Below are 13018 nucleotides of genomic sequence, written 5' to 3'. Positions count from 1 at the left end.
CGGCGGCGAGTTGGAACGCCGCGGGAGCCGTACCGATCGGTACTTCGCGCGACAATGCGGGCGAAGAGACCGTCCGCCCTCCAACCATTTCCCTGGGCGCTTGCCCGCCAGGCCGTGAAAAGGAGGGGGCGGGCGAGCACGGCACGGGGCGCGGGTCCAGATTGGAATCCACGGGCATCGCGTGTTCGCCCTCTCGGAGTGGAGACAGGAAGGACGCTCTGTCCACGTGACACGTGAAGCCACGGATTCGGCGGCGGCGTCGCGCCGCGAAGTGAGGCAAGATGGGGTGTGCGTGACCTCCATGGGTGATTCCGCGGGTCGGGGGACCAGCCCCCTCTCTTCCCAGCTTGATGAGTCCTCGCTGCGTCGGCTCGACGACGCCGATGAGCGCTTGCGCGCCGTGCTCGGACAGACGGAGGGCATCCTCATTGAGATGGATGAGGTGGGCCGCTGCCTGGCGGTCTGGGCCCGGTCGGACGCGTTGCTGGCGGCGCCCCAGTCCACGATGTTGGGCCGGACGTTGGAGGACATCCTCGGGCAGGAGATCGCCAGGCCGATGGTGGAGCGCGTCGCTCGCGTGGTGGCCACGGGGCACTTCGACCGCTTCGAATACGCGATGGAGGTGGAGAGTGGACGCCGCTGGTTCTGCGCCGAGGTCTTGAGTGTGTCGTCCCGTCCCAGCGTGACGTTCCTCATCCGGGACATCACCCTGCAGAAGACCCTGGAGCTGCGCCTGATCCAGGCGGACCGGCTCGCCGCGCTGGGGACCCTGGCCGCGAGCGTGGCCCACGAGGTGAGCAACCCCCTGAGCTACATCTCCGCCAATCTCAACTTCGTCCAGAGCGGGCTGGGGGAGATGAAGAAGGTCCTGCGAGGCGAAGGGTCGAGCGCCGATCTGGCCTCCCTGGCGCTGACGCTGGAGGAATGCACGGAAGCGCTCGATGAGGCGCGGCAGGGGACGCAGCGGCTCACCCATGTCACCCGGGACTTGAAGACGTACGCGCGGGGGGAGGACGCCATCGAGGGCTCGGCGGATGTCCAGCAGGCGCTCTCGCGCTCCATCAGCATGGCGATGGGGACGATCAAGATGCGGGCCCGGTTGGTCAACCGCCTGCGCGAGGTGCCGCCCGTGCGGGGGAGCGAGGAGCGCCTGGGCCAGGTGTTCCTCAACCTGCTGCTCAACGCGGCCCAGGCCATTCCGGAGGGGACTCCGGACCGGCACATGGTGGAGGTGAGCCTGGACGTGGATGCGTCGTGGGTGGTGGCCGAGGTGCGGGATACGGGCGCGGGCATCGCCCCGGAGCACCTTCCGCGCATCTTCGATCCCTTCTTCTCCACCAAGCCCGTGGGCGTGGGGACGGGGCTGGGGCTGTCCATCTGCCACAGCATCGTGAAGGGGGTGGGTGGTGACATCCGCGTGGAGAGCACCGTGGGCCAGGGGACGTGCTTTCGTGTCCTGTTGCCCGTGCGGGACCCCCCCGCGCCCCCGGCTCCCGAAGGTGATTGATCGTTAGGGGTGTGCGTCGAACCACTGGAGCACGGAGAGGGAAGGGCCGCTCAACCGCTCCAGGGTTTCCTCCATGGCGTCCTGGTTGCCCCAGAGGATGTCGCCGTCTCCGTGTTCCTCGAGCAGCCCCTGGATGAAGTGGCACCAGGTGCCCAGGCCCCGGCTGACGTAGAAGCCGTAGGTCCGGCAGGACATGGGGCGGTGGGCGTACACCCGGCAGCCTCCGGACTCGCGATCCAGGAACGGGCAGGTGTAGGGCCGCGAGGTGCCCTCCAACGCCGCCACCCGCGACCGGATCTCCGCTCGCGCTTCGGGGGGCAGGGCCTCGAAGGCTTCCCAGAGGTACGTCCATTCCCATTCGGACACGGTCAGTGGCGCGGCCAGGTGGCGGCAGCAGTGATCGCAGCCCTTGCGGCAAGGCCACCAGGCATGGCCCTGGGCGATGGGCGCGACCCGCTCGTCGATGCGCCGGTAGAGCGCTTCCAGGGTGCTCCTCTGTTCCGGGGTGAGTGCCTTCATGGGAGCGCATCTTGCGGCAGGATGGGGGCCGCGCAGGAGCCCCTTCGCGCGCCTACCGGCGTCCGCCCGGACCTCCGGGAGGGGAAGGCATCCGCTCGGGGAAGCAGGCCAGCTGCTGATCGGGGCCGGTGCGGCACGTCCCCGCGTGCTGCTGGTCATGGAACGTGACGGTGCAGGCCTGGCCCTCCGTCAGGCCCTGACAGGCGGCGGTGGCCTCGGGAGGGGGCCCCGGGGGATGCGCCGGGCGGCAGGCGAGGGTGTCTCCCAGGGCGTCGCAGGTGCCTTCCACCTGGCGGTCGCGGAAGGTGACGGTGCAGGTGGCGCCCTGGCTCTTGGACGCGCAGGCCTCGATGGCCTCGGGAGGGGGCCCCCGGTGTCCAGGGGGCTGGGCGAGGGCTGCGTGGGAGATCAGACCCGCGGCGATGACGAGGGTGGCACGGATGAGGGACGGCTGACGCATGGACGACCTCCAGGGCAAGGAATCCAACGCTCTGGAGTGTCGGCACGGCACATGTCCCGGTGATGTCGCTCCTGTTGCGAAGTATGTGCGTCCGCTCAGCGCCATTCGTTGGAGTTGCCTTCATCCAGGGGGCCCTTCTGGGGCCGGACGACACAGAAGCGCTGACCGGTGGGAGCCTCCATGACCCACCAGCGCTTGATGAACTCCACCCGTTTCGCCCCGAGTGCCTCGAGCCGCCGCACCTCGGCGTCCAGGTCATCGGCCTCGATGTCCAGGTGGATGCGGCCGGGATGGTCCACCTTTTGGATGAGCAGGAGGGGTTCGTTCGGCGACGAGGTCAGCTCGCGGTAGTTGCCGCTGTCGGGCACTGGAGGCTTCGCGGGCCGGCCGAGCGCCTGGCTCCAGAAGGCCGTGGCCTGCTCGATGTCCTCGGACTGGCAATCGATGACGAAGGTGCTGAGGCGGCTGCGGTGCATGCGTGCTCCCGAGGTGAAGAGGAGGGAAGGCACCATCGTTGGATTTTCCCCGGGGAGCGTTCAACTCCGTTGACCGCATGTGTTCGGTGAGAAGCCCTCTTTCAGCCGGAGGGAGGACGCCTTAGGGTGACGCGCCATGGCCTCCGAGATTTCCGATGAATGGCGGGTGTTGCGGCATGGTCCGCTCGTCCAGCTCTCCGACAACCTCTGGTGGGTGGAGGGGGAGATACCGCGCATGTCGCTCAAGCGCGTCATGATGGTCGTGCGCCGGAGTGACGGCACGCTCGTCATCCACAGCGCCATCGCCATGGGCGACAAGGAGCAGCGGGAACTCGAGGCCCTGGGCACGCCCGCGGTGCTGCTCGTGCCCAACGGAATGCATCGGCTCGATGCCCCCGCCTACAAGAAGCGCTACCCGAACCTGCGCGTGTACGCGCCCCGGGGCAGCCGCGCGAAGGTGGAGGAGGTGGTGCCCGTGGATGGCACCTACGAGGACTTCCCGGGCGACGACACGGTCCGGCTCGAGACGCTGCACGGCGTGAAGGAAACCGAGGGCGCCATGCTCGTGCGCTCGAAGGACGGGACGACGGTGTTGCTCAACGACTCGGTCTTCAACATGGACCCGAAGAAGGACGTGCTGGGCTGGCTCTTCACGACCATCCTGGGCTCGGCGTCGGGCCCGCGCGTCTCCCGGCTGAGCAAGCTCGTGTTCATCAAGGACAAGGCGGCGTTCCGGGCGGACCTGGAGCGCTACTCGGCCCTGCCCGACCTCGTGCGGCTCGTGGTCTCGCACGAGAAGGTGGCCCACGGGCAGGAGGCGGCGCTCGCGCTGAAGCGGGCCATGACGTTCCTGTAGGCCGTCACAGCCGCCAGGTGAGCTTGAGCCCGCCGCTGACGAGGCTCCGCTCGGCGCCGAGCACGGGCAGTGCCGCGCCCACCTCCGCGCCGAAGTGCTCGCCCGCGCGAAAGCGCAGTCCCAGCGCTGGCGCCACGGAGTCGAGTCCCGCCCGGCGTCCGAAGCGCACGTTCGCGTCGAGCACGGCGGCGAAGTGGCTGAAGAAGGCGTACTCGGTGCCCACGTTCAGCAGGACGCCGGCGCGGGGCAGGGCGGCGGTCCCGAGTCCCAGGTCCGCGTCCACGCCCGCGTAGCCATGCACGTCGAAGCGTTCGGTGGGCCGGTACAGCACCGCGGCGCCTACCTCTCCGCCCAGCGTGCGCGTCCGGGGGCTGGCGAAGGACGTGGGCAACTGCAACCGCGCGCTCGGGGCCAGGGCGAAGGCGCCCCGCGAGAGGGCCAACCAGGTGCCTCCGAGGGTGAGCTGGCCCAGGGTCAGCCGCGAGCCGGTGAGGGAGGCGTTCTGGACGTACTGGAAGCGAGGTACCTCCAGCGTGGCGAACAGCTCCAGGTCGGGCCGCACCGCGAGGCTTCCGGACACGAGCCCCGTGGCGGTGATGGCGCCGTAGAGGTTCTGCGTCTCGATGATGGCCTGGCCCTGGACGCCCAGGCCCACCTCGGTGCGAGGACAGGCCCGGCGACCGGTGGCGACGTCGGCGGCCTGGAAGCCGAAGGGCACGGGGCCCTCGGCGAGCGCGGGGGACACCCAGGTGTCACACGGGCCCTCGGCGCGGGCGGCCGTGGGCGCGAGCAGCAGGACGACGAGCGCGGCGAACAGTCGGGGGAGAGATGGCGACACGAGGAGCCCTCGGTTCACGGAGCGGCCACGCCGGGGGCGTCGAAGCGTCCGTTGCCGTTCCGGTCGAGGATGAAGGGGTTGGTGAAGGCGTACGGGTAGCCGCCGAGCACTTGGGCGAAGTGGAACAGCGGATCCGACTCCCGGGAGGGCAGGGGCGGGGAGATGAGCGGTCCGTACGAGGACCCGGGTTCGATGTCGCTCCGGTCCACCACGCCATCTCCGTTGTTGTCGCCCGTGTCGGGGATGCCGTCCGGGCCGTTCCCCGCGGGGCCGCCGAAGTCGGCGGTGGGTTGCACGCGAGTGCCGGCCTCCACCACGAGCCAGGCATCTCCGGTGGAGGTGACGAGCTCGGACAGGGGGAGACTGCCCTCGTAGCGCACGAGCCCATTGTTTCCGAAGGGGTCCTCCGGGCGAGAGAGCACCGTGCCCTCCAGCGTCTTCACCACGCGGCCATTGACGATGACGCGCACCTCGTCCACGGGCACCCAGGGGGCGGCGGAGACCTTGAGGTGCAGCCGTGCGTCGGCCGAGGGCACCACCGGACGCAGCCCGTGGCGCTGGAGGCCTTCCGTCGTGTCCAGGGTGGCCTCGATGACGGGCCCGTTGGTGCCGAAGGAGTCTCCGGCCTTGAGGGCGGCGTTGAAGCGGGCGGTGTCGAAGCCGGGACCTGGGGAGGTGGCCGCGTAGACGATGTTGCGCGGCACGCCCACGGTGTTGTCGGTGAGGCCGTGCGAGTCGCTGTTGGCGGTCCCCGTCACGAGCTGCCCTTGGCCGAGCACGTAGAACCAGAAGGCGCGGTAGCTGGGCAGCAGATCATTGCTCGAGCCGTTCATCACCTCCTGGGTGTGCTGGCCGTTGTTGGCGAAGCCGCCCCGGGGCGAGCGCACGTAGATGCCCGCGTTGGTTCCGTCATCCTTCGCGGGCAGGTTCTCGAGCGTGTTGAGCGCGAGCGCCCGGGGGAAGCCAAGGTCCCGGCCGAATTCCTGATGGGCCCACGGGTGGTTGAGCTGCACGATGAGCTGATCGCGCAGGGCGGGCGGAGCGCTGGCCTTCACCCGGTCGAACAGCTCACCGGGCTCGACGCGCTCGTCGTCGGGAGCCCCGTTGCGCACGAGGGTCGGGTCATACGCGAGCGGCCAGAAGTTGTAGTGGCCCACCACGAGCGGAATGTCGTAACCGGGCCGCTTGAGCCAGAGGATGTGGCCGGTGGTCTCCAGGCCCGCCACGGAGCTCATGCGCTCCTGGAGGCCCAGGCTCCGGACGACCTGGCCGTAGTCGTAGACGACGTCATGGTCCGAGGCGACGATGACCTGGAGGTCCGTGGCGTCGAAGGACAACACCCGATCCTGGTCGGGCAGGGAGCTGTCGAAGCTGGCGGTGCCATGGACGTGGAGATCCGCGCTCACGGTGCCGGCGGGCTGGAGAGGCAGCTTGCGCAGGCGGAAGGTGAGCGAGGTGTCCTCGGCGTCGAGCGTCACCGTGTCGCGGCCGAGCGTCCAGAAGGGGCCCTTGAAGGCATAGAGGTGGAAGCGGCCCCGGGGCGCGTCCACGGTGGCGGTGCCATTGACGACGAGGAAGCGGTTGCAAGCGGGCGAGGGACCAGGAGGAGGCCCCAACCAGGGAGCGCAGGAGCCGAAGGCCCCATGCAGACTGCCCGTGGTGGCCTCGTGGACGGCCGCGTCCACGGGGATGACGAAGACCTCGGCGGTGAGCCCGCGTCCGTCCTCCGCGTCCTCGACCTTCACCGAGAGCCGGGTGTGCGAGGGCTCGACGAACGTGCCCACGTCCGTGTCCGACTCCACCCGGTCGAGCTGCCGGTCCGCCACCTTGCGGCCAAAGGCATGCAGTTCCACCACGTAGTCGCGGCCAGCGGGCACCCGGGCCTGGTAATGACCCGCGCTGTCGGGAGTCACCTGGCTCCAGGGGGTGCGCGTCTTCGCATCGGCGGCGAGCTGCCCTTCGCTGATGATCACGCTCAGGTCACGGGCTTGTCCGGCGGGAGGAGCCCGGCGATTCACCGTCCCCCGCAGCGTCACATACTTCTCTCCCCGGAGCTTCTGACGCAGTTCCAAGGTGAGGTCCGCCGCGGCGGCCGCGTCCCCGCGATCGCCCACGGCGAGGAAGCGCTCGAAGACGAGGTAGTCGCGGGGAGGCACCACGGTGCGGGGCAGGCCCGAGGTGGAGATCTGATCGCTCTGGAACCCCTGGAGCAGGTTCGTCTCGCCACAGGCGACATGGGCGTAGCTCACGCCGGGATCGGACGGGAGGGCGGCGGCCAGATAGGGGTATTGGACGTAGACATCGCCGAGGGTGAGCAGGTCGAAGCTGGGGTGCTGATAGCCGGCGCCCTTCGAGGGCGCGAAGGGCAGGGCCTCCCGACCGCTCCAGTAGAAACCGTCCGCGAGCGCCCAGAGTTGGGGATCCACGGAGGTGTTGAGCACCTCGGTGCGCACGCGGATGCCGGGCTCGCAGGGGCGCATTTCATAGAGGGTGTGGATGGGGAACTCGGGCTTGCCATCGAGAGTGCCATCGAGCTGCACCGCCACGCGGGTGGGCCGCTCGTCGATGAGCCGCATGGACGTGTAGTGCGCGGCGTCCGCTGGGAGGATGCCCACCACGGGCAGCACCTGGTTGAGGCCGTCGTTGTCTTTGCCCCGAACGCTCAGGTCGAGCAGCGAGCCCCCGCTGGAATCCAACAAGTGCGTGTTGCCGAGGCCGGCGATGACGGCCACCACCCGATCGTTGCCCAGGAGGATGTCATCCCGGGACGCGATGGCATTGAGCCCGCCGGGGACAGTGTCCGCGCCGGGGCGAGGATCGTTGCTGCCAGCGCGCTTATCAGTGGGCGTGAGGACGCGCACTTCGAGCGCCTGGGCAGTCGTGGAGTCGCACAAATAGCGCAGCGAGTCGCAGGGGCTGGACACCTGGCACGAGGCTTCGTTGCCAAGACAGCTCTCCTTCTTGCAACCGGCGAGCGCGAGCCCGGCCAGGGCCACACTGGCGGCCAGGAGGCGAAGGAAGGGAAGGGGCATGACGTGCCCTTGTATCAACCTCCCAGGTGGTTTCTCCAATCACGCCAGCCGCGCGCCGCGTGACACGTGTCGCCAATAAGATCGAGGAAGAGCGGATCCTTAGAGGCCTTCAGGGCCTCGCGGGTCCGCCAGGCACCTGACGCATCGAGTCGGCGCACCGCGCCATCGAGCAGCGCGCCCGCGTGCTCCACGGCCTGGAGTTGAGCGGGGGTAGGCTTCCAGCCCGTCTCATCGCGATAGCGGCCGAGCGTTTCGAGCCAGTGCCCATAGAACTTCACCATCTGCACGAGCACGGGGAGACGCTGCGTGGGCGGCGTGGCGGCCAAGGCGGCGTCGTACTGCCGCGACTCGGAGCCCAGCCGGTAGAAGAGCAGGTCCACCTGGGTGTCGAGCCGGGCGCCCCAGGCGGCGCGCACGGCGGGATGGCGCGCATGGGTGAGCACGGCCTGCACCAGATGCAGTCCGCCACAGGGATGGGCATAGAGGCCCTGCTTGCGTTTGGGCACCTGGGGCAGAGCCGCCTTCATGCCGGCCAGGAGGTCCGCCTGTTCACGCTCCAGCAGGGCGAGCGCTTCATCCATCACCGCGTCGAGGCGGACGGACTCTCTGGTGCCAGAGGTGAATGTGGCGCCGTGGGGCAGGGAGTGGGAGAGGGCATCGAGCGTCCAGGCGCCCTGGGATGAGAGGGCCGAGGATGCACGGAAGTCGCGCGGGAGGCCGTTCACGAGTGCTTGGAGGGACACGGGCCCGTCGGGGGTCCGGAATACGTGGGACGGCGAGAAACCCGCGAGGAGCAGCGTTTTCACCATCAGGTAGGGGTGGGGCTCCACGGGAGTGTCGTCGGAGGTGAAGGGCTCGAAGTGGAGGGGGTCGCGCTGGAGGAAGTCCGAGACGATGACATCCGCGGCGAGGCGCCCATCGCGGGCGCGGAAGGCACGGCCCTCGAAGGCCAGCCCGTGGGCGAGGGCCCAGGGATTTTGGGGATCGGTGGCACCCTCGCGGCACCAGTTCCGCAGGAGGTCCCCGGAGGATGGACGGGCGGGCGGAGGAGCGGCCAGGAGCGCGAGCAGCACGAGAGGAGCGGCGACCATGGGTGTACTATCGCCCGCGCCGAGTCCCTACCCCAAGGAGCCACCATGAGCCTGTCGAATCCATTCACCGAGGAGCATGAAGCGTTCCGCAAGACGGTGCGCGCGTTCGTGGAGAAGGAGATGACGCCGCACGCGCTGGAGTGGGATCGGGCGGGCATCTTCCCGAGGGAGCTGTTCCGCAAGTGCGGCGAGCTGGGCTTCCTGGGCATCAACCATTCGCCGGAGTACGGCGGCAGTGGCCTGGACTACTGGTACGTGACGGCCTTCACCGAGGAGTTGTCACGCAGCCGCAACGCGGGCGTGAACATGGCCTTGCTGGTGCAAAGCCAGATGGCCACGCCGATCATCAATGAGATTGGCACGGACGAGCAGAAGCGGGAGTTTCTCGCGCCAGCGCTTGCGGGCGAGAAGATCGCCGCGCTGGGAGTGAGCGAACCCGGTCAGGGCTCGGACGTGGCGAACATGCAGACGACGGCGCGCGTGGACGGAGACGACTACGTCATCAACGGCTCGAAGATGTGGATCACCAACGGCACGAGGGCGGACTTCATCACGTTGGGAGTACGTACGGGCGGGCCGGGCCACGGGGGCATCTCGCTGGTGACCTTTCCCACGGATGTGAAGGGCTTCGGGGTGTCCAAGAAGCTCGACAAGGTGGGCAACCTGTCCTCGGACACGGCCATCCTCTATTTCGAGGACTGCCGCATCCCGAAACGCTACGTGCTTGGGCAGGAGAACCAGGGCTTCTACCACATCATGACGAACTTCCAGGGCGAGCGCTTGGTGAGTGCCATCTGCGCGGTGAGCGCCATGGAACGCATGATTGAGGACGCGATCGAATACGGCCGCGAGCGCAAGGCGTTTGGAAAGCCCCTGCTGGGCTTCCAGGTCTGGCGTCACAAGCTGGTGGAGCACATGGCGTCCATCGAGGCGGCCAAGCGGCTCACCTACCACGCGGTGGCGATCTTCGACGCGAAGCAGAACGCGGTGCGGGAGATCTCCATGGCGAAGCTCTTCTCCACGGACCTGGCGCAGAAGGTCGCCTACGACGTGCAGCAATTCTTCGGAGGCATGGGCTACATCGAGGAGACGCACATCGCTCGAGCTTGGCGAGACCTTCGTCTCCTTACCATCGGGGGGGGCACCTCGGAGGTGATGAAGGAAATCCTCACCAAGACGTCGGGGCTCTGAGTTACCAGCGCTCCACCTCTTGAGGAGGGGGATAGTGAGCGTGGCCTCGGGTTCGAGCGGCGCTGCCTCCTCCTCGGAATCAGTCGGTGTCCAGGCCATGCAATGGGCCTGCCACGGCCACATGGGACAGGCGCCCCCCTCATCTCATTCTGCGGCATTGCGTCCTCACTAGCGGTGCGGGCTCGCCATTCAGCCCGTCTGTTGAGGCAATGGATCCCACCATGTCGTGGAGGTTACCCATGCCGTCGCCTGACGATGCCAGCACGCCTGACAAGGTCGCTCACTCTGTGTTGTCGCGGCCTATCCTCGGGGCGCGTGTCGGTCGGCTCGTTGGTGTGAGTCTGGATGGCCAGCCCCTGGTTCAGTTCGAGGGATGCCCCGGGCCGGTTCCGGCCCAGAACTTCGTGGCGCTCGACATGGCACGGCTCCGCGGGGCGGTGGGAGAGCAGCGACAGGTCGTGCTGCTCTTCGAGGATGGCGACCCTGCGCGGCCCCTGCTCGTCGCCATGGCGCAGGCCTCCGACATGCCCTCTCTACTGGAGCAGCTCCTGGACGAGGCGGCCCGGCCCCAGGATTCCAAGACACCCGCCCCCGCGGAAGCAGCGCCCGCTACGATGGACGGGGCGAAAAATTCCGTGTTGGAGGAACGCTTGGTGCTGGGGGCGCAGCGGGAGCTCGTCCTTCGAGTGGGCGAGGCGAGCATTACGCTGCGCAGGGATGGCACCATCCTTTTGCGAGGCGTTCGGGTGGAGAGCCGCGCCTCGGGACTCCAGCTCATCCGCGGTGGTAAAATCGAGCTGAATTAAATCCCCCCTGGAGGCACGCATGGGAAACTGTATCCCCAACACGAGTTCTCAGAGATCACGGCTCACTCGCTCTGGATCCAGAGAATACCGGACCCATGGTTACAAGCACATCTCGGGCAATTACGCCCGGAAGCTCGTCTACGCGGATCTCGATGTCATCCAGGGCGTGCTCCAGGCCCGCGGTACAGATGCCAAAGACAAGTGGGTAAAGAAGGGCAGTAAGCTCCACGCATATCGCTACACCTTCACGTTTGGCAAAAACTTTCAAATCGGACAATCCCCATACTCAAACCAGGGGCGCCACCTGCTTCCGGTTGAGGCATTCTCCGGGAAGTACTTCAACGAAAACGAACTTCAGTTGCTTGGGAGGGTGGAATACGATGTCAATAATGGAGAGAATATTATTTTTCTTCCCTCGAAAGCGCGCGATGTGGAGTTTCACCGCCTGCCATATCACAACGGAAGTCATCCAAAGTATACCGTGGCAGTGATTGAAGACATGAGTGGCATTAGGGGGGCACTGGGCAAGGCCATGGATAAGGACAGAAAGCACGAGGAATGGAATCCGCCCGAGGATCTTAAGGAACAGTTGATGGATCTCCAAAAGAAATACTGGAATATGCTGGTTTTGTCCGGTCCCATCAATGTTAGTGAATTTGACGTTCGTCGAGCGAGGTTTAGAAAACGTCTGGATGGAGAGCCGGAAAGCTATAAGAAGCGGCGTATTGAAAAGTGGGGCCTCGCGAAAAGCAAGAAGTCCTAAACAGAGGAGTCTGATTCGGTGGGATACTACCCGTGGGTGAATGATGATGAAGACGAATCTTTTGCGTGGCTCGACTCGCATCGTAAGGAGGAACTGGATGGAAAGGGCTACCTGCTGAATGAGGGAGTTCCCTGCAAGGATTGGTTTCCAGAGGGACTCATCTTCGACCTGTCTAAAGAGCGGGGCAGCAAGCTGACGGACAGCATACCCAATACCTTCGCCCTGCTCGTGGTGTCCGCGCGGCTCAAGGGTCTCCTGGAGAAGGAAACGCCACAAGGAACCATCGAATTCCTACCGGTGCGTCTGCGCACGCCGCGCAAGAAGGTGCTGGACGCGCCCTACTTCATCGCCAACGTGCTGGGCACCGTGGCTTGCATGGATGTGAAGAAGTCCGACTTCACGATGGGCAGGATCATCAAGGATCAAGTGCAGCATTTTCGGCGCTTGGTGCTCCAGGAAGAGAAGATTCCCAAAAACGCGAAGATCTTCCGATTGGCGGAGCGCTCCCGGCTTATCCTCATCCGGGAAGATTTGGGGCAGACCATCGTGGACGAAGACTGCACCGGGATGATCTTTCAAGAGTTGGAAGACTACGGTAGCGAATTTCGCGAGCGGGCTGGCACCTGAGCGCGCTGCGCCCAGTGGAGAACAGGCGACAATCCATGCTCCAGATGGTCATTATTCGCGAGAACGCGCTCGCTGTGATCGAGCAGCTTGAGGAGGGTTTACGCCAACCCCTGATGCCCCCTCAGCGCGAGGAACTGTGGACCCGGTTCTCCACCTACCGCCGCATTGCCGCCATTAGCGTGCTGCTGGCGGAGGCCGATGTCCCAGCGTTCCGTCACGATTTGCGCCTGTCCGCGATGGCTCGCCGGGAGATGCTGTCCTCCAGTCTGGACACGGAGGCTCCGAGCTGGTTCCGCTGCGCCGGTCGGGTGGAGCCCCTGTTCGACGCGCTCTCCGCCGGGGATGTTGGCCTCGCCCGCGATATCGCTAGGCATTCCCCACGCCACTGGGTAGCGGACGAGGAGTTCGAGGACGACTTCCGCTACGCTGACTTCCTTCATGAGCACCTGCTCGCGGAGACGAAGCACCCTTCCCCTGGCGAGGAGCGGGCGATCGCGGCCTTCCAGCAATGCTCCGGCGACAGTGGCTCCCCTCGGCTCGCCGTGTGTGCGGCGCTCTTCAACCGGGACCAGGACGCGTTCGATGCCGCCCTGGAGGATCTGCTTGTCGAGCGCGCTGCGGAGTTCCGGAACGCGGGCCCAGCCCTCCATCCCGAGCGCTTTCTCACCGAGAGCCACGTCTTCATCGAGGGACTGGCCCTGCTCCGGCTGGCTGAGGACCGCGGTCTGCACACTCAGCCCGAATACCGGATGATGCCGGGTCTGGCCCGGCGCTGACGCCTCGTGTCATCGGGCCGTGGGGGCCCGCACATGGAGCGCCGCCCTCTCCCCTGCCCACCCCCAGAGCCACGCC

Annotated in this window: 13 protein-coding genes; 7 read left to right on the top strand and 6 right to left on the bottom strand. The window is 66.8% G+C overall.

What is annotated here, in order from left to right; all coding sequences use genetic code 11:
- Positions 1 to 301 precede the first annotated feature (301 nt).
- On the top strand, positions 302 to 1507 hold the full coding sequence (locus MEBOL_RS01265) for a sensor histidine kinase (protein WP_095982501.1): 1206 nt from the start codon (positions 302 to 304) through the stop codon (positions 1505 to 1507).
- A 3-nt stretch (positions 1508 to 1510) separates the two neighbouring features.
- Here MEBOL_RS01265 and MEBOL_RS01260 read toward each other — a convergent pair whose 3' ends face one another.
- The 3 genes from MEBOL_RS01260 to MEBOL_RS01250 all read right to left on the bottom strand — a co-directional run bounded on the left by MEBOL_RS01260 (position 1511) and on the right by MEBOL_RS01250 (position 2998).
- Complete coding sequence (locus MEBOL_RS01260) at positions 1511 to 2026, bottom strand: YkgJ family cysteine cluster protein (RefSeq protein ID WP_095975705.1); 516 nt, start codon at positions 2024 to 2026, stop codon at positions 1511 to 1513.
- A 52-nt stretch (positions 2027 to 2078) separates the two neighbouring features.
- Entirely contained in the window at positions 2079 to 2486 is a 408-nt protein-coding gene (locus MEBOL_RS01255) for a hypothetical protein (protein WP_095975704.1), read from the bottom strand.
- A 95-nt stretch (positions 2487 to 2581) separates the two neighbouring features.
- On the bottom strand, positions 2582 to 2998 hold the full coding sequence (locus MEBOL_RS01250) for a VOC family protein (protein ID WP_281256628.1): 417 nt from the start codon (positions 2996 to 2998) through the stop codon (positions 2582 to 2584).
- A 100-nt stretch (positions 2999 to 3098) separates the two neighbouring features.
- Here MEBOL_RS01250 and MEBOL_RS01245 point away from each other — a divergent pair, with 100 nt between their 5' ends.
- A complete protein-coding gene (locus MEBOL_RS01245) occupies positions 3099 to 3818 on the top strand; it encodes a hypothetical protein (protein WP_095975703.1) in 720 nt (239 codons plus the stop codon).
- Between the two features lie 4 nt (positions 3819 to 3822).
- On the opposite strand, the gene MEBOL_RS01240 is transcribed toward MEBOL_RS01245, so the two are convergent.
- Genes MEBOL_RS01240 through MEBOL_RS01230 form a run of 3 tightly spaced genes read right to left on the bottom strand, consistent with a single transcriptional unit; the run spans position 3823 to position 8779 of the window.
- Positions 3823 to 4656 carry a hypothetical protein gene (locus MEBOL_RS01240; protein WP_157774699.1) on the bottom strand — a complete coding sequence of 278 codons (834 nt, stop codon included), beginning with the start codon at positions 4654 to 4656 and terminating at the stop codon, positions 3823 to 3825.
- Between the two features lie 14 nt (positions 4657 to 4670).
- Positions 4671 to 7688, bottom strand: a complete 3018-nt coding sequence (locus MEBOL_RS01235; protein WP_095975701.1) for a CehA/McbA family metallohydrolase — start codon at positions 7686 to 7688, stop codon at positions 4671 to 4673.
- Positions 7689 to 7702: 14 nt separating this feature from the next.
- Positions 7703 to 8779 (bottom strand): hypothetical protein, encoded by a 1077-nt coding sequence (locus MEBOL_RS01230; RefSeq protein WP_095975700.1) that lies wholly within the window; start codon positions 8777 to 8779, stop codon positions 7703 to 7705.
- Positions 8780 to 8830: 51 nt separating this feature from the next.
- On the opposite strand from MEBOL_RS01230, the gene MEBOL_RS01225 reads away from it, so the two are divergent.
- From MEBOL_RS01225 to MEBOL_RS01205, 5 genes are all read left to right on the top strand, one after another.
- A complete protein-coding gene (locus MEBOL_RS01225; protein ID WP_095982499.1) occupies positions 8831 to 9970 on the top strand; it encodes an acyl-CoA dehydrogenase family protein in 1140 nt (379 codons plus the stop codon).
- Between the two features lie 209 nt (positions 9971 to 10179).
- Complete coding sequence (locus MEBOL_RS01220; protein WP_342747724.1) at positions 10180 to 10776, top strand: DUF6484 domain-containing protein; 597 nt, start codon at positions 10180 to 10182, stop codon at positions 10774 to 10776.
- Between the two features lie 19 nt (positions 10777 to 10795).
- The gene (locus MEBOL_RS01215; protein WP_095975698.1) at positions 10796 to 11539 is read left to right on the top strand and encodes an AHH domain-containing protein; all 744 of its coding nucleotides are present in this window, start codon (positions 10796 to 10798) and stop codon (positions 11537 to 11539) included.
- Positions 11540 to 11575: 36 nt separating this feature from the next.
- Positions 11576 to 12166, top strand: coding sequence for an imm11 family protein (locus MEBOL_RS01210; RefSeq protein WP_157774697.1), 591 nt, complete (start codon positions 11576 to 11578; stop codon positions 12164 to 12166).
- 35 nt (positions 12167 to 12201) lie between these two features.
- On the top strand, positions 12202 to 12942 hold the full coding sequence (locus tag MEBOL_RS01205) for an Imm49 family immunity protein (protein WP_095975696.1): 741 nt from the start codon (positions 12202 to 12204) through the stop codon (positions 12940 to 12942).
- Positions 12943 to 13018 lie beyond the last annotated feature (76 nt).

This window comes from Melittangium boletus DSM 14713, assembly GCF_002305855.1.
Classification (GTDB): domain Bacteria; phylum Myxococcota; class Myxococcia; order Myxococcales; family Myxococcaceae; genus Cystobacter; species Cystobacter boletus.
This window is presented reverse-complemented; position numbering and strand designations above follow the sequence as displayed.